Source organism: Phytoactinopolyspora halotolerans, from assembly GCF_010550675.1.
In the GTDB taxonomy this organism is placed as follows: Bacteria; Actinomycetota; Actinomycetes; order Jiangellales; family Jiangellaceae; genus Phytoactinopolyspora; species Phytoactinopolyspora halotolerans.
The window spans coordinates 97,512-118,677 of sequence record NZ_JAAGOA010000024.1 but is presented as its reverse complement, the minus strand read 5'-3'; the positions used below and the strand labels follow the sequence as shown (position 1 = coordinate 118,677).

Annotated in this window: 18 protein-coding genes and 2 pseudogenes; 3 read left to right on the top strand and 17 right to left on the bottom strand. The window is 68.0% G+C overall.

Annotated elements, in window-relative coordinates; all coding sequences use genetic code 11:
• Nucleotides 1-210: 210 nt before the first annotated feature.
• From G1H10_RS26330 to G1H10_RS26265, 14 genes and pseudogenes are all read right to left on the bottom strand, one after another.
• Nucleotides 211-2,229 (bottom strand): S9 family peptidase, encoded by a 2,019-nt coding sequence (locus G1H10_RS26330; RefSeq protein ID WP_163743567.1) that lies wholly within the window; start codon nt 2,227-2,229, stop codon nt 211-213.
• A gap of 32 nt (nt 2,230-2,261) precedes the next feature.
• Nucleotides 2,262-3,686 (bottom strand): M20/M25/M40 family metallo-hydrolase, encoded by a 1,425-nt coding sequence (locus tag G1H10_RS26325; protein WP_246219961.1) that lies wholly within the window; start codon nt 3,684-3,686, stop codon nt 2,262-2,264.
• Nucleotides 3,687-4,107: 421 nt separating this feature from the next.
• On the bottom strand, nt 4,108-5,259 hold the full coding sequence (locus G1H10_RS26320) for a DivIVA domain-containing protein (RefSeq protein WP_163743565.1): 1,152 nt from the start codon (nt 5,257-5,259) through the stop codon (nt 4,108-4,110).
• Nucleotides 5,260-5,429: 170 nt separating this feature from the next.
• Nucleotides 5,430-6,680: pseudogene (gene rlmN, locus G1H10_RS26315) on the bottom strand (dual-specificity RNA methyltransferase RlmN); the annotation flags it as partial.
• A gap of 145 nt (nt 6,681-6,825) precedes the next feature.
• Entirely contained in the window at nt 6,826-7,695 is an 870-nt protein-coding gene (locus tag G1H10_RS26310) for a phosphatidate cytidylyltransferase (protein ID WP_163743560.1), read from the bottom strand.
• 59 nt (nt 7,696-7,754) lie between these two features.
• A complete protein-coding gene (gene frr, locus G1H10_RS26305; RefSeq protein WP_163743558.1) occupies nt 7,755-8,312 on the bottom strand; it encodes a ribosome recycling factor in 558 nt (185 codons plus the stop codon).
• A gap of 105 nt (nt 8,313-8,417) precedes the next feature.
• Nucleotides 8,418-9,224 (bottom strand): UMP kinase, encoded by an 807-nt coding sequence (pyrH, locus tag G1H10_RS26300; RefSeq protein WP_163743556.1) that lies wholly within the window; start codon nt 9,222-9,224, stop codon nt 8,418-8,420.
• A 186-nt stretch (nt 9,225-9,410) separates the two neighbouring features.
• A complete protein-coding gene (gene tsf, locus G1H10_RS26295; protein WP_163743554.1) occupies nt 9,411-10,229 on the bottom strand; it encodes a translation elongation factor Ts in 819 nt (272 codons plus the stop codon).
• Nucleotides 10,230-10,319: 90 nt separating this feature from the next.
• Nucleotides 10,320-11,252 carry a 30S ribosomal protein S2 gene (rpsB, locus tag G1H10_RS26290; protein ID WP_163743553.1) on the bottom strand — a complete coding sequence of 311 codons (933 nt, stop codon included), beginning with the start codon at nt 11,250-11,252 and terminating at the stop codon, nt 10,320-10,322.
• Nucleotides 11,253-11,550: 298 nt separating this feature from the next.
• Nucleotides 11,551-12,630: an ABC transporter ATP-binding protein gene (locus G1H10_RS26285; protein ID WP_163743551.1), complete on the bottom strand. Its 1,080-nt coding sequence runs from the start codon at nt 12,628-12,630 to the stop codon at nt 11,551-11,553.
• Complete coding sequence (locus G1H10_RS26280) at nt 12,630-13,631, bottom strand: ABC transporter ATP-binding protein (protein ID WP_163743548.1); 1,002 nt, start codon at nt 13,629-13,631, stop codon at nt 12,630-12,632. Before G1H10_RS26280 ends, G1H10_RS26285 begins: the two co-directional genes overlap by 1 nt.
• A 292-nt stretch (nt 13,632-13,923) precedes the next feature.
• Nucleotides 13,924-14,805 (bottom strand): ABC transporter permease, encoded by an 882-nt coding sequence (locus G1H10_RS26275; RefSeq protein ID WP_163743583.1) that lies wholly within the window; start codon nt 14,803-14,805, stop codon nt 13,924-13,926.
• 152 nt (nt 14,806-14,957) lie between these two features.
• Entirely contained in the window at nt 14,958-15,917 is a 960-nt protein-coding gene (locus G1H10_RS26270) for an ABC transporter permease (protein ID WP_163743547.1), read from the bottom strand.
• 4 nt (nt 15,918-15,921) lie between these two features.
• The gene (locus G1H10_RS26265) at nt 15,922-17,511 is read right to left on the bottom strand and encodes an ABC transporter substrate-binding protein (protein WP_163743545.1); all 1,590 of its coding nucleotides are present in this window, start codon (nt 17,509-17,511) and stop codon (nt 15,922-15,924) included.
• 332 nt (nt 17,512-17,843) lie between these two features.
• On the opposite strand from G1H10_RS26265, the gene G1H10_RS26260 reads away from it, so the two are divergent.
• From G1H10_RS26260 to G1H10_RS32560, 3 genes are all read left to right on the top strand, one after another.
• Complete coding sequence (locus G1H10_RS26260; RefSeq protein ID WP_163743543.1) at nt 17,844-18,977, top strand: M23 family metallopeptidase; 1,134 nt, start codon at nt 17,844-17,846, stop codon at nt 18,975-18,977.
• Nucleotides 18,978-19,023: 46 nt separating this feature from the next.
• Nucleotides 19,024-19,266 (top strand): antitoxin, encoded by a 243-nt coding sequence (locus G1H10_RS26255; RefSeq protein WP_163743541.1) that lies wholly within the window; start codon nt 19,024-19,026, stop codon nt 19,264-19,266.
• A gap of 274 nt (nt 19,267-19,540) precedes the next feature.
• Complete coding sequence (locus G1H10_RS32560) at nt 19,541-19,696, top strand: PIN domain-containing protein (RefSeq protein ID WP_216853682.1); 156 nt, start codon at nt 19,541-19,543, stop codon at nt 19,694-19,696.
• Nucleotides 19,697-19,822: 126 nt separating this feature from the next.
• Here G1H10_RS32560 and G1H10_RS26245 read toward each other — a convergent pair whose 3' ends face one another.
• The 3 genes and pseudogenes from G1H10_RS26245 to G1H10_RS35155 form a co-directional block, all read right to left on the bottom strand.
• A complete protein-coding gene (locus G1H10_RS26245; RefSeq protein ID WP_163743540.1) occupies nt 19,823-20,062 on the bottom strand; it encodes a hypothetical protein in 240 nt (79 codons plus the stop codon).
• Nucleotides 20,059-20,511 carry a hypothetical protein gene (locus G1H10_RS33450; RefSeq protein WP_246219960.1) on the bottom strand — a complete coding sequence of 151 codons (453 nt, stop codon included), beginning with the start codon at nt 20,509-20,511 and terminating at the stop codon, nt 20,059-20,061. The genes G1H10_RS26245 and G1H10_RS33450 overlap by 4 nt, the downstream gene beginning before the upstream one ends.
• A gap of 281 nt (nt 20,512-20,792) precedes the next feature.
• A pseudogene (locus G1H10_RS35155) lies at nt 20,793-20,951 on the bottom strand (multicopper oxidase domain-containing protein); the annotation flags it as partial.
• Between the last annotated feature and the right edge of the window lie 215 nt (nt 20,952-21,166).

The following is a 21,166-nucleotide window of genomic DNA, read 5'->3' as shown; positions in this document are numbered from 1 at the left end:
ATCACCCGCACCGCCTACGGCTTCAAAGACCCCCACGCCCTCATCGCCCTGGCCATGCTCGCCCTCGGCGGATACCGCCCCGCCCTCCCCGGCCGCTAACCCACGGATCGGGACGGAGAGCCCTAAATGATCATGTGAAGTGGGTTTCTTCGTGCACTACCATGCCTGCAGACATGGTAGTGCTGGAGAAAACCCACTTCACATGATCATTTAGGTGTGGTGGTCGGTGAGGGAGAGCGGGGGGAGGTTGTCGGTGGGGGCGAAGTCGAAGACCTGGGCGTAGAGGGACAATTCGGCCTGGATCGCGGCGACGATCGTCTCCCTCTTGCGGAAGCCGTGCTGCTCGCCATCGAAGGTCAGGTAGGCGTGCGGAACATCCCGGCCGGACATCGCCGCCACGAACCGCTCCGCCTGCACCGGCGGGCAGATCTCGTCCTCCAAGCCCTGCAGGAGCAGGAACGGCGCCGTCACCCGCTCCGGATGGCTCATCGGCGAGCGCTCCCGGTAGCGCTGTTCCACCTGCGGCCATGGTCCGACGAGACTCTCCAGATATTGCGACTCGAAGTCGTGAGTCTCCCCGGTCCGCCATCCGGCGAGGTCGAGGATCGGGTACATGATGACGCCGCAGCGGAACGCGTCGGTGAAGACCAACGCCGCGGCGGTGGTCCAGCCTCCCGCGCTGCCACCGCGGATCGCCAGCCGCTGCGGGTCGGCCAGGCCCTCGTCGACCAGGGCCCGCGCCACCGCCGCGCTGTCCTCCACGTCGACGACGCCCCAGCTCTGCCGCAACCGGTTCCGATACTCCCGCCCGTGCCCGGTCGAGCCGCCGTAGTTGACCTCGACGACGCCGATCCCGCGGCTGGTGAAGTAGGCCACCTCCAGGTCATGCACCATCGGCGCCCGGCTCGTCGGCCCGCCGTGCACGAAAACCACGTAGGGCGGCAGCTCCCCGTCCGACGCGGAGAACCCGTCGTTGCGCGGCGGGTACAGGTTCGCATGGATCTCATGGCCGTCGTCGGCCCGGAACGTGCGCGCCTCGGGCCGCGGCAGGTGTCCGTCGTCGACCCGCACCGGCGCCGGGTCGGTGAGCGCGATCGCTCCCCGGGCCACCGTGCCGACGGCCATCAGCTGATACGGCCGGTCGTGACCACCCGCGACGCCGTAGACGGAGCCGGCGCGGGCCGCCAGGGTGGGCGCCCACTCGGTGTGGTCGTCAGCCACCGGAAGCAGCTCGCCCGACGCCGTGTCCAGCATGCTCAGCCGCGTCGACGCACGCCCATGGATGACGGCGACGGTGCCCGCACCGGCCGGGACGAACCACTCCATGCCCAGCTGCCATAACGCGCCGCCGAACTCTTCCTCCCGCGGGCACAGGTTGACCCCGGGACCGTCCGGCTTACCGTCCGCTCCGATCTCGACCCGGTGCAGATTCCACCACCCGCTCGGGTCGGACACGTAGAGCAACGCGTCGCCGGAGCTCTCCCACTCCGCCTGGACGACCGCCTCATCCGGGCCGCCCGCGACGCGCGCCGGCGCACCCGCCACCGGTCGTCCGTCGCCGTCGTCCTCGATCGGGGCGATCCGCAGCTCGGTGGAGTCCCACGGCATCGACGGATGGTCCCACCCGATCCAGGAGAGCCACCGGCCATCCGGTGAGCGACGCGGGCAGGCGAGGAAGTGCCGGTCGGCAAGGACGGTCCGGACCCCCGCGGCGTCGGACGCCGCCGAGCCATCGAGCGGGACGGCGACGATCGCGCGCCGTACGTCTGTCGGGTGCGGGCCGGTGAGCTCCTCGCGGATGCACCACACCTCGCGCGCGCCCGGGCCGAGGATCGGTTCGACGTAGCGCAGGCCCGAGGCACGCTCCGGCTCCGGGGTCAACGGCGACGGCCGTACGTCCACATCCGGCTGGAACCGGTAGAGACGCTGGTCGGAGAACTCGGAGAAGACCACGATCGGCTCCGGTTCGCCGGGCACCAGCAGGTACGGGCGTCCGCCGTACTCGTGCACCCGGCTGCGGACGTTCCACGGGGCCGGCAGCACCACCTCTGCACCTTCGGCGCCTTGGCGCAGCAGCGCCATCCGGCCGCCCTCCGCCGGCATCCGCTGGATCCACCACGGCTGCTGAGTGCCGTACACGCTGACCCAGGCCGGCCGGCCATGATCCTCCGCGACCAGATCGGCGTCGATCGACGACCGCCAGGACCCGTACGGAGCCGTTTCGCTCATCGTCAGTTCCACCTCGCTCACGCCATGCTGACTCACGCCATGCTGAGAAATCGGTCCAGGATCCGCGCCCCGCCTTCGAGCGCCGACACCGGAACCCGTTCGTCCACGCCATGGACCAGTGGTGCCAGGTCGAGACCGGGCGGCATCACCAGCGGCGCGAAGCCGTAGCCGAGGATGCCCAGCCGGGAGAACTGCTTGGCGTCGGTGCCGCCGCCTATGCAGTAGGGAACGACGTGTGCGCCCGGATCCTCAGCCTCGATCGCGTCCTTCATCGCCGTGAAGGTCGGCGACTGAACCGGCGCGGACAGCGACGTCTCCCGGTGGTAGTACTCCCACGCCACATCGGGTCCGGTGAGTTCCTCGATCGTCTTCTCGAACTCCGCTTCCGACCCCGGTAACACGCGCCCGTCGACGTGCGCGGTGGCGACGGACGGGATCACGTTGACCTTGTATCCGGCAGCCAGCATCGTCGGGTTGGTGCTGTTGCGCAGCGTGTTCTCCAGCAGGCGGCGGGCAGGTCCGAGCCGGTCCAGCATCGCGCCGGCGTCGAAGTCCGGCGAGTCCGGGTCCACCGGCACATCCAGCGCCTCGCAGATTCCGACGACGGCGGCGCGCACGGTCGGGGTCAGCCGCACCGGCCACCTGTGTTCGGCGATCCGGCTCACCGCCGCCGCGAGGGTGGCCACAGCGTTGTCGGGGTTGGCTCGGGAGCCGTGCCCCGCGGCGCCGCGCGCGGTCAGCTTCAGCCACGCGGTGCCTCGCTCGGCGGCCCCGATCGGATAGAGCCGCCGCCCGTTCGCGTGCAACGTGTACCCGCCGGATTCGCTCACACCTTCGGTGCACCCGGCGAACAGCTCCGGATGCTCCGTCGCAAGCCAGCCGGCCCCGTAGTTCCCGGTGTCTTCCTCGTCGGCGGTGAACGCGACGACGATGTCACGGCGCGGCATCCGCCCGTCGCGAGCCCAGGCCCGGGCGACGGCCAGCACCATCGCCACCATGCTCTTCATGTCGACCGCACCGCGGCCCCACACCATGCCGTCGCGGATCTCGCCGGAGAACGGGTACACCTTCCAGTCGGCAGCGTTCGCCGGAACGACGTCGAGGTGACCGTGGACCAGCAACGCGGGACGGGAACGGTCCGCACCCGGGATTCGCGCGACGAGGTTGGCCCGCCCAGGCGCGGACTCCAGCATCGAGGCCGCGATCCCCACCTCGTCCAGGCGGCGCGCGGCGTACTCGGCCGCCGGTCGCTCGTGCCCGTCGCCTTGACCCTGGTTGGTCGTGTCGAGCCGGATCAGCTCGGAGGTCAGCGTCACCACATCGGACTCGATCGTCGGCGATGACGTCGGCGTCACGGCGTCGGGTCCGATCGTCGGCGATCCGGAAGAGCCGCGTGCGGCGGAGTCATCACCGTCCGCGCTGCCGTCCATGCCATCGTCGAAGCCGGCGTCACGCATGGCAACGTCCGGACCAGCGACGTTCAGGCGAACGAGGTCCGCACGAACCAGAGGCCGAGATACGCACCATGCCGGAGAACATCATGGGTCGATACGGTACCGCGAACGGATCTCGCGCTCGCAGGGCGGTCTCGCTGGAAGATTTCCGACAAAGAGGACGCCAAGCGGTCCCCTGCCCTCAACGACACTGTGCCCAGGGCCGGGCCCACCGACATGTTGAGTGCTGGTGGCGTCAAAGGGCCCTCCGACGCGTGGTTAACGCAACGAGCACTCAACAAGTCAGCGGCCTGCCGCCGAAGACGGCGAAAGTGGCAGCGTCAGCCGAAGTGGAGCGCTCCCACACGCCGTGACGAGCCGCCCAGGCCCGTGAATCGAGCCATCGGTCACCCGAGACCACTCGGGACTCGGACGCGCCAGGCGCTCAGGGCGTGGCGACTTCGACCTCGAAGCCTTCCTCGTTCTCGAAGTAGGCAGCGTAGTGATGCGGGCCACCCGCATAGGGGTGCCGATCGGCGAACATGAGCCGCCAGCCGTAGGTGGGCGCCTCGGAGACGATCCGGTCCACCATCCACCGCTCCGGAACGGCGAGCGCCAGGTGGTTCAGGCCGGGAGCCTTCCGGTCGTACGGCGTCCAGGAGAGGTCCGGCGACTGCTCGATGACCACGTACGGGCCGCCACCCGGAGACTGCCAGGAGCGACCGCTGTCCCATACCTGGAACAGGGTCCATCCCAGCCGCTCGAAGAGCCACCCGAACGACCGCGTCGCCGCATCGATGTCACGCGTCCAGATCTCCACGTGGTGCAACCCGGTCGACGGCGTGCGCACGTCGGAGAGCGAGGGATCATCGGTGGTCGGCTCGTAGCCGTTGACGGCGGGCTGCTGGTGGGTCCGCTGCGCCGGCTCCTGGAACTGCACCGCTTCGGCGTACTGCTGACCGGCCGGGTCGGTGTAGTGCGGTTGCGTACGCTCCCCACCGTAACTCGGATCGAGCGCTCGCAGCGCCGGGTCCAGTTCGTTGACGGCCGAGTCGGTGAGCGGGTCACCACCGATGGCAGGATCGGCGTAGCCGGTGTATCCGGTGCCGCCGGCCCCTGGATAGGCGGGCGGGACCTGACCCGCCGGGGGCACCGGGCTGACCGGAGGAGTCGGCGCTGCGGGCGGCGCCACGGGTGCGATCGGTGCCGTGTTCAGCCCGACGTGGTCGGCGGCGGCCCAAGTGTGATCCGGCGTCTGCGCGCCGTGCGGAGCCTGCGGGGCCTGTGCGTACTGCTGCGGGTGCTGTGCGGGGACGGCGTACTGCTGTTGCTGGGCCTGCTGCGCCGCGTGCCGCTTCTTCCGCAACTCGGCGGCCGCTGCGTCCAGCCAGTCATCGACGTCGTCCATGGAGTAGCCCTCGCGCATCCGGACGACCTTGAACTCCTCGGCCTCGATCCGCTCCGGCGTGATCCCCTTGCCGCCTGGTCGGCCGTCCAGCGCATCTATGACCTGGTCCACGAAATCGTCGACGGCGTCCAGATCATAGCCCTCGCGCATGCGCACGGTACGGAACTCAGGTTCGCGACTCACAGCCACGGCGTCGTCACACTCCTCCAGTTACGAGAACGGCCGACCACGCAGCGCAGCACAACCGGCGAGCGGCGGAACCGCTCGCTGCCGACTGCCGACCCCCGTGACCGGCCACCCCAAGCAGAACGTAGTCTAGAGCACTTTTCCAGGCGTTCCACTCCAAGCTGTCAGGCATCTTAGGCGCTCGAGGTGGCTAGTTGTCCACAGGCCCCATCGATGTCGCGCCCTCGAGTGTCACGCACAGTGACGGGAATGTCATGTCGCTCCAGCGCCGCGACGAACGCACGTTCCACCTCAGGATCGGAAGCTGTCCATTTCGACCCAGGCGTCGGATTCAACGGGATCGGGTTGACATGTACCCATCCTCGGCCCCGTTCGGCCAGCAGTCTGCCGAGCAGATCAGCCCGCCATTCCTGGTCGTTGATGTCCCGGATCAACGCATACTCAATGGACACACGCCTGCCGGTACGGTCGAAGTACCGCCGGGCGGCATCCAGCGCCTCGCCCACCTTCCACCGCGTGTTGATCGGCACCAACTCGTCACGCAGCTCGTCGTCCGGCGCATGCAGGGACAACGCCAATGTCACGGAGAGTTGCTCCGAAGCCAGCCGATCGATCGCGGAAACCAGTCCAACTGTTGAGACGGTCACCCCTCGCTGGCTGATGCCGAGGCCGGCCGGCACCGGATCGGTCATCCGGCGGATGGCGGTGACGACCGCCTTGTAATTGGCCATCGGCTCGCCCATGCCCATGAATACCACGTTGGTCACGCGGCCGGGACCACCGGCGATCTCGCCGGCCGCAAGCGCCCGAGCACCGGCGACCACCTGCTCCACGATCTCCGCCGCGGACATGTTCCGGGTCAGCCCCTGCTGGCCCGTGGCACAGAACGGGCAATTCATCCCGCAGCCGGCCTGGCTCGACACACAGATGGTCACCCGATCGCGGGCGGGCGTCCGGGCAGACGACGCTCCGCCCCGGCCGCGACCCGGTCCGCGCCGGTTGCCAGCCACGTCCTGCACGGCCTGACCGTAACCGGCCTGTCCGCGTCCTGTCTGTCCGTGACCTGCCTGTCCGTGACCTGCCTGTTCGGCGGCGTCGGATCGCGCGACGCCGCGTACCGCGTCGCCATAGCGCATCAGCACGCTCTCCACCATCGCGCCGTCGTGCAGGCGCCATAGCGTCTTCCGGGTGGCTCCGCCATCGGTCTCGACGTTCTTCACCGGCGTCACCAGTGACGGCAACATGGCACCGCCGATGTCGTCTCGGACACCCGCCGGGATATCCGTCATCTGTGCGGCGTCGGAGACGAAGCGTGCGAAGTAGTGCCGGGACAGCTGATCCGCGCGGAAAGGTTTCTCCCCGAGTCCGGCCACAGCGGCGCGGCGTGCATCGACATCGAGGTCCGCCAGGTGCCGCGGAGGCTTCCCCCGCCGCGCCGGGGTCAGTTGCAGCTCACCCGGTTGGGGAGCAGTGGGCTCATCGGGCCGCGCAAGGCTTACATTCTCAGGCATGACGCCGACGATTGTCCCATGCCGGAGGGGCTCTCGCCGAACTGTCTCAGCGGACGTGTCACATCAGGTAAGTCAGTACCAGCCAGATCAGCGGAGCGCTGGGCAGCAGCGAGTCGAGCCGATCCATGATCCCGCCGTGGCCGGGAAGCAGTGAACTCATGTCCTTCACGCCGAGATCTCGCTTGATCATCGATTCCCCGAGGTCGCCGACGGTCGCCCCGACCACGCCGACCACGCCGAGAACCACACCGCTCCACCACGGCGCGTCGAACGCCAGCATCGCCACGGCCACGCCGACCGCGACGCCGAGAAGCAGCGACCCGCTGAACCCTTCCCAGGTCTTCTTCGGACTCACGCTGCGCGCCATCGGATGCCTGCCGATCAGCACGCCGGTGAAGTAGCCGCCGGTGTCCGATGCGACGACCACGGCCAACAGCGCGAACACCTGCCAATGGCCATCGTCCGCACGCGCCATCAGCATGGCGAAACCGGCTAGGAAGGGGACATACGCCACCACGAAGACGCCCGCGGTCACGTCCCGTAAGTAGCCTGCCGCGCCGTCGCCCAGCCGCCAGACCCAGATCGCGGCCACGGTCAACCCCAGCGCCACCACCAGCGGCGAGGTCCCGGCGACGAACGCCCCCACCAGCATCAGCACGGTACCCAGCAACGCCGGCACCACCGGTACCACGACGCCACGGGTGGCGAACGCCTGAGCGAGTTCCCAGACGGCCACGACCATGACCACCACGACCAGACCGGCGAACACCGCCGGCACCGTGAACAGCGTGCCCAGCACCACGGCGGCCAGCGCCAGGCCGACCGCGGTCGCGGCGCGAAGGTCCCGACCGGCGCGGCGCGGAGCCCGGCCTCCCGGTGCGGCCGCGTCCTCCGGCCCCTCGCCCGGGCCGGCAGGCTCGTCAGTCACCACCACACCCGTGACCTTTCCGGACGCAGGACGACCGACCTGGCCCGGACGCCGCAAGGTCAGACCTCAAGGAGCTCGGCTTCTTTGTGCTTGAGCAGTTCCTCGACCTGGTCCACGTAGGTCTTGGTCATCGTCTCGAGCTGCTTCTCGGCGCGCGCGACCTCGTCCTCGCCCACCTCGCCGTCGTGCACCAGCTTCTCCAGCGTCTCCTTGGCGTGCCGGCGGATGTTGCGGATCGAGACCCGGATGCCCTCCGCCTTCTCTCGCGCCACCTTGATGTACTCGCGCCGGCGCTCCTCGGTCAGCTGCGGCAGCACCACACGGATGATCTGGCCGTCGTTGTTGGGGTTGACCCCCAGATCCGAGTCCCGGATGGCGCGCTCGATGGCCCCCAGCGACGACTTGTCATACGGCTGCACGGTGATCATCCGCGCGTCCGCCACGTGGAAGGACGCGAGCTGGTTGAGCGGCGTCGAAGCACCGTAATAGTCGACGACGATCTTGTTGAACAAAGACGGGTGCGCCCGTCCGGTGCGGATGGTGGAGAAATCCTCCTTTCCGACCGATACGGCCTTCTCCATCTTCTCTTCTGCCTCGAACAGTGTTTCCTCGATCACCGTTGCTCCCTAAGCCTCGTATGCGCCCTGACCGCTTGACCGCCACGGTTCGCGACGCGCGCAGAGCATCTTCCGGTGCCTACCAGTGCCTCCTGGCGGAGGTGGCTAGTCTCCCGTATCAGCAAGGACAGTATCCACCCCAGCGGCCACGATGGTACCGATCGGCTCACCCCGGATGGCGCGGGATATGCCGTGGTCCTCCCCCAGGCCGAACACCACGATCGGAAGCTTGTTGTCCGCACACAGGCTGAACGCCGCCGGGTCCGCGACGTCGAGCCGGCGGCGGATGACATCCCGGTAGGTGATGCTGAGGTACTTACGGGCGGTCGGATCCTTGCGGGGATCGGCCTCGTAGACCCCGTCGACCCCGCTCTTCGCCATCAACAGCCGGTCGCAGCCGATCTCCAGCGCGCGTTGCGCGGCCACCGTATCCGTCGTGAAGTACGGCATGCCGGCGCCGGCCCCGAAGATCACCACCCGCCCCTTCTCCAGGTGACGGGCGGCTCGGCGCGGGATATACGGCTCGGCGACCTGCCCCATCGTGATGGCGGTCTGCACCCGGGTGTCCACCCCACGCTGCTCCAGGAAATCCTGCAGCGCCAGGCAGTTCATCACCGTGCCGAGCATGCCCATGTAGTCGCCACGAGCCCGGTCCATGCCGTTGTTCTGCAGCTCCGCGCCCCGGAAGAAGTTCCCACCGCCGACGACCACCGCGACCTGGACACCCTCACACAGCACGCCGGCGATCTGACCGGCGATCTGTTTGACCACCACCGGGTCGACGCCCACTTCACCGCCGCCGAAGACCTCACCGGAGAGCTTGATCAGCACCCGGCGGCCGCCGGGCGGCGGCGGCATCGCCGTACCTGACGCGCCCGTCTCCGGCTTGTCTTCCGTCACTGGCTTGGTCATGGGCGTCTACCCTCCGCGTCGTCCGCCGTCAGCTGCACACCGGTGGTCATCGATTCTTCACCAGGTGAACGATCGATGACCACCGGAGGTTCTCATCCGGGTGTTGTCTGTGAAGGATCCGCCAACGCCGACGACGCCGCGCACGGGCACACCGCACGGCTGACCGCACGGGCTGGAGGACATGCCCTAAGCGCCGACCTCGAACCGTGCGAACCGACGAACCGAGACGCCGGCCTCGGAGAGCAGGGCGCCGACCGTCTTCTTCGATTCCTTCACCGACGGCTGCTCGACCAGGACGTTCTCCTTGAAGAACCCGTTGACCCGGCCCTCGACGATCTTCGGCAGCGCCTGCTCGGGCTTGCCTTCCTCGCGCGCCGTCGCCTCGGCGATGCGGCGCTCGTTCGCCACGACGTCCTCGGGAACGTCGTCGCGCGACACGTACTGCGGACGCATCGCCGCGATCTGCATCGCCGCGTCCTTGGCCGCGTCGGCGGAGTCGCCGGTGTACTCCACCAGCACGCCCACCTGTGGCGGCAGGTCCGCCGAGCGACGGTGGAGGTAGCTGGCAACGGGGCCGTCATAGGCGACGACCTGGCGCACCTCGACCTTCTCTCCGATCACGGCAGCCGCGTTGGCGACCGCGTCGGCCACCGTCCGGCCGTCGGCCAGCGTCACGCCGGACAGCGCCTCGACGTCGGCCGGTTTGGCCTCGGCGGCCGCCGTCGCGATGTCGGTGGCGAGCTTCTGGAAGTCGTTGTTCTTGGCGACGAAGTCAGTCTCGCAGGCCAGTTCGACCATGACCGTGCCCTCGGCGACGATCAGGCCGTTCGCGGTGGTGCGCTCGGCGCTGCGCTTGGCGGCCTTCGCGGCCCCCTTGATCCGGAGCACCTCGACCGCGCCGTCGAAGTCACCGTCGCTCTCTTCCAGTGCCTTCTTGGCGTCCATCATGCCCGCGCCCGTGGCGTCGCGGAGCTTCTTGACGTCCGCGGCAGTGAAGTTCGGCATCCTCTTGCTTTCTCTTGAGTCGTGATGTTGGTCTTCCACGCGCGACGGACGTGGCAGGGCAGTCCCCGCCACGTCCGTTCAACGACACACTCAGGCCTGCGTACCGGCCGTCTCAGCCAGGTCGCTTTCGGCGCTTTCTGTGTTCTCGGCGCTCTCGCTGGCAGCACTCGCCGTGGTATCCGCGCTCTCGCCGGAGTCGGCGGCGGACGCCTCGGCACCGCTCTGCTCGGCGGAGCCGGTCTCCTCGGCACCCACGAGCAGCTCCTTCTCCCACTCGGCCAGCGGCTCGTCGACGGCCACGTCGGCCGTTCCCTCGTCGCCGCCGCGCTGGCCCTGGCGGGCGATCAGACCGTCGGCGACCGAGTCGGCGACGACCCGGGTCAGCAGGTTCACGGCGCGGATCGCGTCGTCGTTGCCGGGGATCGGGTAGTCGACCTCGTCCGGGTCGCAGTTGGTGTCGAGGATGGCGATGACCGGGATGCCGAGCTTGCGCGCCTCGTCGACCGCGAGGTGCTCCTTCTTGGTGTCGACGATCCAGACCGCGCTGGGCACCTTGGCCATGTTGCGAACACCACCGAGGGTGCGCTCCAGCTTGTCCTTCTCACGCCGGCGCATGAGGAGTTCCTTCTTGGTCAGCCCGGACGCGGCGACGTTGTCGAAGTCGAGCTCTTCGAGCTCCTTCAGCCGCTGCAGCCGCTTGTTGACCGTCTGGAAGTTCGTGAGCATGCCGCCCAGCCACCGCTCGGTGACATACGGCATGTTGACCCGGGTGGCCTGCTCGCGCACGGCCTCCTGCGCCTGCTTCTTGGTGCCCACGAACAGCACCGTCCCGCCGTGCGCCACGGTCTCCTTGACGAAGTCGTACGCGCGGTCGATGTAGGACAGCGACTGCTGCAGGTCGATGATGTAAATGCCATTGCGCTCGGTGAAGATGAACCGCTTCATCTTCGGGTTCCAGCGCCGGGTCTGATGCCCGAAGTGCACGCCGCTCTCGAGCAGCTGCTTCATGGTGACGACGGCCATGGCCGCGCCTACCTCCTTCTCACGCCCGCTGAGAGCACGGGCGTATCGTCGTGGTTGTCCGCGGTCAGCCCTGATACTGCCGCGCCTGGCGCCCTGCCTGCTGCCGCCACAACCCCGGCCGGAGCCGAGGACCACGACGTGCGCAGTTCTCACAGGACACGCGAATTTGATTCAGCGCAAACTGAATCACCGCACAGTGTACAGGCTGAGCGCGCGTCCCCACCAACGCCCCACCACCACCGAAGCCCCCCATGATCATGAACACTAACCGTTCACATAGCACGGCAAGTGTTCATGATCATGGGGATTGGTCGGTGACTCCGTGCAGGTGGCAGGCCGCCGCCTGGGCAAGCGAGCCTTCCGACGTGGTACCGCCGACGATCTGCAGCACCGGATCATGGTCCGGGCACGGCTCGAACACCTTGGGACAACGGGTCCGGAAGCGGCATCCCGACGGCGGAGCGGCCGGACTCGGCACGTCCCCGCGCAACACGATCCGTTCCCGCTCGCGTTCCCGCTGCGGGTCCGGCACGGGCACCGCCGACACCAGCGCCTCCGTGTACGGGTGCTGCGGACTGCCCGCCACCGTCTCGGCCGGGCCGAGTTCCACCACCCGGCCCAGATACATCACCGCCACCCGATCCGCCACCTGCCGCACCGCGGCCAGATCGTGGGAGACGAACAGGTAGGTCAGCCCGAGCTCCCGCTGCAGCCGCATCAGCAGGTTCACCACCTGAGCTTGCACCGACACGTCGAGCGAGGCGATCGGCTCGTCGCACACGATGAAATCCGGCTCGCCGGCCAACGCCCGTGCGATCCCCACCCGCTGGCGCTGCCCGCCGGAGAACTCATGCGGGTACCGATTGGCGTGGTCCGGGCTCAACCCCACCAGCTCCATCAGCTCACCCACCCGGCCGCGGCGCCGGCCCCGACCCCGGTAGAGGCCGTGGATGGACAGCGGCTCGGCGATCGAGTCGCCGACGGTACGACGCGGATCCAACGACGCGTACGGGTCCTGAAAGATCATCGCCATCCGGCGCCGTAACGCCCGCAGCTGCGACTTCGCCATCGACGTGACGTCCGCGCCGTCGAACTCGACCGTGCCGCCGGTCGGCTCCACCAGCCGCAGCAACGCGCTGCCCAGGGTCGACTTCCCACATCCGGACTCGCCGACCAAACCCAGCGTCTCGCCGCGGCGCACCTCCAGATCGACCCCGTCCACCGCGCGCACGTGCCCTGCCGTGCCACGCAGCGGCGTTCCCGACCGGATCGGAAAGTGCACTTTCAACGCCGTCGCCCGCACCAGCGGCGGCTCACCAGCCCCGCCGGCATGGCCACCCACCGGTTCCACCACCGTGGTCGCGTCGTCGCCTGTCATCAGACGCCCTCCGGAGCGTAGAACGTCGCCGCGCGGTGCCGGTCGCTGCTCCCGGCGATCGGCACCAACGGCGGCACCTCGGTCCGGCAGCGCTCGTCCGCCCGGATCGTGCACCGCGGATAGAACGAGCAACCAGGCGGGAGACGGACCGGGTCCGGCGGCAGGCCGGGCATCGTGGACAGCGGATCGCGTTCCCGCGCCGGGCGCGGGTCGTCCACCAGTGGCATCGAGCCGAGCAGACCCCGGGTGTACGGGTGGACCGGCCGGTCGAAGAGTTCGTCGACGCTGCCTTCCTCGACGCATCGACCGGCGTACATCACCAGGACGTGGTCCGCGATGCCCGCTACCACGCCGAGATCGTGGGTGATCCAGATGACGCCGGTGGAGTGCTCGGATTGGAGCCGCCCGATCAACTCGATGATCTGCGCCTGCACGGTGACGTCGAGTGCCGTCGTCGCCTCGTCGGCGATCAGCACCTTGGGGTCGCCCGCCAGCGCGATCGCGATCATCACCCGCTGCCGCATCCCACCCGACAGCTGATGCGGGAACGCGTCGGCGCGCGACCGCGGATCCGGAATGCCGACCTCCGCCAGCAGCTCCTCCGCACGCGCACGGGCCGCGGCCTTCGGCATCGGGCCGTGCGCACGGACCGCCTCGACGATCTGCCGTCCCACGGTCAGCACCGGGTTGAGCGACGTCATCGGATCCTGGAACACCATCCCGATGCCGGCGCCGCGGATCGGCCGCAGCTTCTCCTCGCTCCGCCCGATCAGCTCCTCACCGGCGAAGACGGCGCTACCGCTGACCTTGGCCACACCAGGCGGGAGCAAACCGAGCAACGCCAGCGTGCCGACGCTCTTGCCGGAACCGGACTCGCCCACGATCGCCAGCGTCTCACCCGGCTGGACGTCGTAGGAGATACCGTTCACGACGTGCGCCAGGCCGCGGCTCGTGCGGAAGCCGACATTCAGGTCCCGCACGGACAGTACCGGCTCGGTCATCGTCCACCTCCATCCATCGGCCGCGCTTGGCTCCTCCCTCGCTCCGCGGACGGCTTCGCTCGTTCCCCGCTGCACCGGCCACTCCGCTCGCCCGTCACCTCGCCGCCCTCAGCTCCCGGTCGCGCTTGGCTCCTCCCTCGCTCCGCGGACGGCTTCGCTCGTTCCTCGCTGCACCGGCCACTCCGCTCGCCCGTCACCTCGCCGCCCTCAGCTCCCGGTCGCGCTTGGCTCCTCCCTCGCTCCGCGGACGGCTTCGCTCGTTCCTCGCTGCACCGGCCACTCCGCTCGCTCGTCACCTCGCCGCTCCTTTGCCGGACAACGCGGATCTCTGCCGCGGATCCAGGACGTCACGCAGCGCGTCGCCCAACACGTTGAACGCCAGCACCGTGACGAAGATCGCCAGCCCTGGGAACAGCGCCATCCACCACGCCTGCTCGATGAAGCCCCGTCCCTCCGACAGCATCCGGCCCCAGGACGGGTCCGGCGGTTGGGTGCCGAGCCCGATGAAGCTCAGCGCCGCCTCGGAGAGGATCGCGAACGCCAGGCTGATCGTGGTCTGCACGATGATCGGCGGCGCAGCGTTGGGCAACACGTGACGGAAGATGATCCGGAAGTCGCCGGCACCGCTCGCCCGGGACGCGCGGATGAATACCTCTTCTCGTACGGTCAGCACACTCGCCCTGGTGACGCGGGCGAAGATCGGCGTGTAAACGATGCCGATCGCGACCATGGCGTTCGTCTCGCCGCGACCCAGGATGGCCAGCACCGCGATCGCCATGAGCAGCGCCGGAAAAGCGAACAGCATGTCCATGAACCGCATCAACGCGTCGTCGATCCAACGGCCGTAGTAGCCCGCGAGCAGCCCGATCAGCACGCCCGCCACCAGCGAGATCCCGACCGCGACGGCGCCCACCCGCAGCGACACCTCGGCGCCCAACAGCACCCGGGAGAATACGTCGCGACCGAAGTCGTCGGTGCCGAACCAGTGCGAGCCAGAGGGTGACTCGAGCTGATCGCCGACGAACTGCTCGTTGTATCCGTACGGGGCAAGAACGTCGCCGAACACACCGACGATCACCAGGACCAGCAAGACCAGTGAGGACGCGACGGCCATCGGGTTCCGCACCAGCAGAACCAACGTCTCGACCCAGCGCGAGCGGTGCTTCTCGCCCATGATCGCCACGGTGTCGGCCGTGTCGCCGGCAGTCTGGATGCTGCCCTCGCTCGTCACCTCGCCGCCCTCACCACCCGGTCGCGCTTGCCTCCTCGCTCCCTCCGCGAACGGCTCCACTCGTTCCTCGCTGCGCCGCTCACTCCCCTCGCTCGTCACCTCGCCGCTCCTTGCTCATAGCTGATGCGTGGGTCGAGCTTGGCGTACAGCAGGTCGACGACGAGGTTCACGACGAGGAAGATCACCGCGAACAGCAACACCGTCCCCTGGAGCAGGGAATAGTCCCGCGCCTCGACCGCCTGCAACGCCATCTGGCCGAGCCCCGGCCAGGCGAAGACGATCTCCACGATCACCACGCCCGAGAGCAGGTAGGCCAGTTGGACGCCGCCGACCGTCACCAGCGGCACCAGAGCGTTACGCAGCACGTGCCAGGTCATCACATCTCGCGCACGCATGCCCTTGGCACGCGCGGTACGGACGTAGTCCTGGCCCAACGCCTCCAAGACCGACGATCGGACGAACCTAGTCATGATCGAGCCACTCGCCACTCCGGCGGTCACCGCGGGCATGATCAGGTGCCGGGCCCATTGCACCGGGTCCTCGGTGAAGCCCACGTAGCCGCCCGACGGCAACCACCCGAGCGTCCCGGCGAACAACAGGATGAACATGATCCCCATCCAGAAATCCGGGATGCTCAGTCCTGCCTGGCTGCTCACCGTGGCGAACCAGTCCACCGGGGAACGTGGCTTCAGCGCCGACAACGTCCCCAACGGAACGGCGATCAGCAGCGCCACGACGATCGCCGCTGCAGCGAGCGACAACGTCGCCGGCACGCGCTCGGAGATCATGTTCGCCACCGGTTGACCCGTGCGGAAACTCACGCCGAGATCCCCGGTGAGGGCGGACCCGATCCATTGGAAGTACTGGACCACCAACGGCTCATCGAGCCCGGCCCGCTCCCGCATGGCCTGGTACGTCTCCTCCGTACCGCGGGTTCCCAGGGCAAGGCGGATCGGGTCCCCCGGCACCAGATGGACGATCGCGAACACCAAGATGCTGACGCCGATCAGCACGATCACCGACTGCACCAGCCGGCGGATGACGTACCCGGTCACTGGCTCATTCCGGCAGCGTCACGTTCTCGAAATTGATCGCACGGTCCGGACGGATCTCATAACCGCCGAGCCCGGGAGCCCACGCCTGCACCACGTCGGGGTTGTACAGGTAGAGGTAGCTGACGTCGTCGACGATCATCTCGGCGGCCTGGTCGTAGAGCTGCTTCCGCGCGTCCTGATCTGTCTCCGCGGCGCCCTGGTCGAGCAGCTCGTCCACCTCGGAGTTGCTGTAGCCCTGGAAGTTGAACCCACCCTCGCTGTGGTGCTGGGAGTGGTAGAAGTCGAACGGATCGAGGTTGCCCAGCCACGACCACATGAAGGCGTCGAAGTCACCGTTGGCCTGGCGGTCCAGCCAGGTGGCATCCGGCTCCTGCTCGATCGTGACGTCGATGCCGACCTCTTCCAGATTCGCCTGGATCGCCTGCGCGGCCTGGACGCCGGCGGTGTCCTGGACGACCATCAGCCTGAGCTCTTGTCCTTCGGAGACATCCGCCTCGCTCAGCAGGTCTGCGGCTTGATCCGGGTCATGTTCGTACGGCGCGTAGTCGTGGTACCAGAGGTTGTCCTCCGGGATGGCGGTCTGGTTCGCCGTGGCCGCGCCGAACTGCGCCACGTCGACAACCTGTTGCCGGTCGATCCCGTACGCCACCGCCTGCCGAGCCTCTACCTGATCCCACGGCTCCTCGTTCTGGTTCAGCGCCACGTACCAGTAGTCGACGCTGGGCGAGATGCCGAGCTCCACGCTGTCGTCGCCTTCCAGGCTCTCGATCTGCTGCGGCGGGATGTTGTCCGTCCAGTGGATCTCGCCGGTCTGCAGCGAGGTCAGCGCCGTCGTCGCCTCACCGATGTAACGGAACTCCACGGCGTCGAGCGACGGCCCGTCGCCCCAGTAGTCCGCGAAGGCCTCCACGGTCATGCCCGCGGCGGCCGGATCTCCGAGTGTGAACGGACCCGTCCCGTTCGCCTCGGTGGCGAGGTCGAACTCGTCGGCCGCGTCTTCGGAGACGATGGCCGTACCCTTGAACCCGCCGATGTTGGCGAGCAGCGAGGGTGTCGGTTCGCTGAGCGTGATCACGACGGTGTAGTCGTCCTCCGCGGTGATCTCCTCCACGGTCCCGAACCGGTACGCGTTGGCCATCTCGTTGTCGATGATGCGGTTGTACGAGTAGACGACGTCGGCGGCGGTGAAATCGCTGCCGTCGTGGAACGTCACATCCTCGCGCAGGTTGAACGTCCAGGTGAGGCCGTCCTCGCTGGTCGTCCAGTCGGTGGCCAGGCTGGGCTGGAACTCGCCTTCGGCGTCCGGCACGACGAGCGTGTCGTATACGTTCTCCAAGACCTGGAAGCTGGCATAGGCGGAGGTGCTGTGCGGGTCGAACTGGTCCGGCTCGCCCGAGATGGCGGCGATGAGCGTCCCGCCTGCGGCGCCGCCTTCGCCATCCTCGGCACCTTCGCCGTCCTCGGCCCCGTTCTCGGTGCCTTCGCCGTCGATCGGCACGCCCTCGTCGTCATCGCCGCAGGCGGCAAGGACCAGTGCAGCCGCGGATACAGTGGCCGCCACCCTCCAGACACCGGCTCGCCGGAATCGCGCCATCGCTCCTCACGCCCTCTCTTCTCGTCTTCTCGTCTCGTCACGCTCATGCACGGCGCGGGCGCCCAACGTCGGTGTCGGGGCGTCCGTCAACGCTACCTACCCCGGCCTACGATCTCGACCCTTTCCGACTCCCGGGTGTGTCCGTCCACTCCAGAACGGCGAGCTGAGGCGTTCGTTACGGATTCGTTCCTGGCGCGTGATGTCCGGCCACGTCCGCGCCGCCACACTTTTCCACAAGGCATGAGCAGGCATGACGCCGCATCATCCGGCTGATATCCACATTCGCGGTTCATGTGATGCATATCGGCCACGAATCCACCATGATCCAGGTCATGATCTCTATCCAATCTCCAGAAGAAAGTAACGGATTCTACACGCAGCAAACTCAGACATCTGGCGTCCCGCCCGACCTGGAGGCACCCGCGCGCACGCGGTGGCGAGGGTCGACGGATCGCGCACGGCCCACCTTCCTGGCGCGAGTCGCGTTGCGCGTCCTCGCCATTGCGCTGGCTGCGGTCACGCTGATCGCCGCCCGGGCTCCGGCCCAGTGGGAGTTCCCCGTCGGAGCTCCGGGCGGACCGCCCGACGTCGCGCGAGGCTTCGATCCGCCCTCCAAACCTTGGCTCTCCGGGCACCGCGGCGTAGACCTGCGAGCGCCTCAAGGGTCAGAGGTTCGGGCGGCCGGCCCGGGTGATGTCACCTTTGCCGGGCTGCTGGCTGGTCGCGGTGTGGTGGTGGTCCAGCACGGCACTATCCGTATGACGTACGAGCCGGTCGATCCGATCGTGACCGCAGGCGCCTCCGTGTCGGCCGGGGACACGATCGGCACCGTGGCGGCCACCGGCAGCCATTGCGCACCCGATTCCTGCCTGCATTGGGGCGCGATCGAGGGTGACACCTATGTCGATCCACTGACCCTGGTGCACTCCGCCACGGTCGAGGTCCGGCTGCTGCCGCTCGGCGACCGCTCGCTAACCGAGGAACCGCCACCCCACCCACCCGATCCCCCGGCTTCCGACACGTCACTCGGCTGGCCCGTTGCCGATCCGCAGGTCACCTCGCCATACGGCATGCGCACGCATCCCATCACCGGCGAACGCAAGCTGCACGACGGTACGGACTTCCGTGCGGCATGTGGGAGCCCCATCCGGGCCTCCGCAGCGGGCAAGGTCACACGCGCGGCAGATCGCGGCGCTTACGGCCTGCAAGTCACGGTCGATCATGGCTCACTCGGTGGTGCGGCGATCACCACGTCGTACAGCCACCTCTCGAGGATCGGCGTCGCTGTGGGCCAACGCGTGCAAGCCGGCGAGGTGATCGGATGGTCTGGCACCACCGGACTCTCCACCGGCTGCCACCTGCATTTCATGGTCTACGTGGACGGCACCCTGGCCGACCCGATCAGCAAACTCCCCGGCAACGGTGTCGCCACCAACGCCAAGGAAGCCCATAGCCTCAGCCACTGAGCCGTAGTGCGGCACAACAGCCAGGTGATGCCATAGCACCAGATGTATGCGCACCACCTTGGCCATCGACGACCACGTCCTCATCGCGGTACGCGAACGAGCACAACGGGAGAACCGCACCATGGGGCAAGTCTTGTCCGATCTCGCCAGACAAGCGCTGACCAGTGCACATCGCGCTCGGACCGACGATGAAGACGAGAGTTTCCATGGCTTTACACCACTGCCACACCGTGGTTCGACGGTGACGAACTCCCTCATCGATCAGCTGAGAGATGAAGAACCCGAGTGAGGCGTGCACTCCTCGATATCAACGTTCTCGTTGCACTCTTCGATAGCGACCATGCCGACCACGACCGGGCACGAGAGTGGCTCGGCGAGGAGATCGGGCACGGCTGGGCTTCATGTGCGATCACGCAGAACGGTGTCGTGAGAATCCTCAGCCAGCCACGCTATCCCAGCCCCGTCACACCCCTACAGAAGCGCTTGCCCTGCTCACCAAGGCGTGCAAGACGGAACACCACGACTATCGGGCCTGCTCGATCAGCCTGACCGACGATACGGTCGTGGACCGCTCGAGGATTCTGGGCCACCGTCAGATCACCGGCATCTATCTACTCGCACTCGCCGTCGCCAACGACGGCCGATTCGTCACCTTCGACGCCTCCGTCCCGATTCAAGCCGTTCACCACGCGACCAAAGATCATTTGGGGCTCTTCTGACGTGTTGCGACGGGCGGCCCAGAACCGCTGCCGGCATTGATGCGTCTGACTGCACGCGAACCTCGCCGAGGCGACGACGAACATGCGTTCATCCGTGAGGCGGAATGTGTCCAGCGTGCTGTGACGTCATGAGCGGACGTCGAATAGCCGGGCGAGCCGTTCGGCCTGATCCGGCATGGTTCGCATCCGGGCCAGGATCAGTCTCTCGGCCAGGTCGTCCAGGGCCGCCTCGATCACGGCGACCTGGTGTTGGCTCAACCCGGGTGCTCGTCCGGACAGTCGTCTCATCTCGTGATCGATGACGGCGCGGTTGTGGTGCCGGACGCCGGTGAGCAGCGCGTCGACGGTACGTCGTTCGTCGATCACGGTGCGTGGGATCCGTGGAACGGCGACGTGACGCCGTCGTAGCCGAGCCCGAGCATCATGCCCTGCTCGGAGTCCCGGGAAAGGACATGCACCGTGTGACCGTGCAGGTGCCACCGATGGGTCTCCAGGCTGCGGTCGACCACGGTGAAGTCGCAGTCGAATGGGCCGTCGGCACCGAACGGGGCAGGCGCCGGCCAACCGTAGCTGAGCAGGTCGAGCTCCGGCCAGTCCGAGGTGTCTTCGGCCATCGCCGCTGTCTGCGCCGCTGCATCCTCGTCGTCATCCGATGCGGACGGCAGCAGCCGTACGCCGCTGTCATGGTCGTTGTCGAAGACGAGTGCCACCGTATGCTCGGGCATGGTGAAGGCCAGGTCGTACCAGCCGCCCGCAGGCAGCCTGAGGTGGGCACCGCGTAACTCGTCGGGCTCGTTGAGATCCCTCCCGTCCACCGCGACGAGCCGGAACGGCGTACCTGAAGCGCAAGCCGGTGCGGGTCGGAACCGGTGTTGACCAGGCGAAGCCGCACCGGAGCACCGGGACGCGCAGCATGGGCGAGTGCGGTGTCGTGGTCTCCGACCGTGAGGACACCCTCGAACGTGTGCAGGGGCAGCGTGAGGTCGACCTTGTCGCGCCTCGTCTGGTCACCCGCACCGTCGCCGCTCGCGCTGTCATCACGCGGCGTGACCACGAGGGTGCCGTACAGTCCCAGCCTGACGCCGCGATGCGAGACCGGGTGAGTGCGGTACCAGTACGTTCCTATCTGCTCGGCGCGAAACCGGTAGACGAACTCCTCCCCCGGCATCACCGCATGCTGCGTCGCTCCTGGAGCTCCGTCCTCGCCGCACGGCACGTCGTACCCGTGCCAGTGCACCGTCACGCCGTCATCCATGTCGGCGTTTTGCAGGGTGATCTCGAGGCGATCGCCGTGGACGGCGGTCGACGGGCGACGGCCGACATAGATCTTGCGCATGATCCGCTCGCTTCCGTTCGTCACTCCAGGTGCTTCCCGACGAACTGATCATGCAGGTCAGAGGTGTGCTTGTCGTCCGTCCGAGCGCGGAGTGCGGATACGCCGGCGTGCGTAGCAAGACGATCCGGCCATAC

Bases quoted from the DNA above. Each gene is read 5' to 3' on its own strand.
- G1H10_RS26330 (WP_163743567.1), bottom strand. From the start codon at position 2,229: ATGAGCGAAACGGCTCCGTACGGGTCCTGGCGGTCGTCGATCGACGCC.
- G1H10_RS26325 (WP_246219961.1), bottom strand. From the start codon at position 3,686: ATGCGTGACGCCGGCTTCGACGATGGCATGGACGGCAGCGCGGACGGT.
- pyrH (WP_163743556.1), bottom strand. From the start codon at position 9,224: ATGACCAAGCCAGTGACGGAAGACAAGCCGGAGACGGGCGCGTCAGGT.
- tsf (WP_163743554.1), bottom strand. From the start codon at position 10,229: ATGCCGAACTTCACTGCCGCGGACGTCAAGAAGCTCCGCGACGCCACG.
- rpsB (WP_163743553.1), bottom strand. From the start codon at position 11,252: ATGGCCGTCGTCACCATGAAGCAGCTGCTCGAGAGCGGCGTGCACTTC.
- G1H10_RS26285 (WP_163743551.1), bottom strand. From the start codon at position 12,630: ATGACAGGCGACGACGCGACCACGGTGGTGGAACCGGTGGGTGGCCAT.
- G1H10_RS26280 (WP_163743548.1), bottom strand. From the start codon at position 13,631: ATGACCGAGCCGGTACTGTCCGTGCGGGACCTGAATGTCGGCTTCCGC.
- G1H10_RS26275 (WP_163743583.1), bottom strand. From the start codon at position 14,805: ATGGGCGAGAAGCACCGCTCGCGCTGGGTCGAGACGTTGGTTCTGCTG.
- G1H10_RS26265 (WP_163743545.1), bottom strand. From the start codon at position 17,511: ATGGCGCGATTCCGGCGAGCCGGTGTCTGGAGGGTGGCGGCCACTGTA.
- G1H10_RS26260 (WP_163743543.1), top strand. From the start codon at position 17,844: ATGATCTCTATCCAATCTCCAGAAGAAAGTAACGGATTCTACACGCAG.
- G1H10_RS26255 (WP_163743541.1), top strand. From the start codon at position 19,024: ATGCGCACCACCTTGGCCATCGACGACCACGTCCTCATCGCGGTACGC.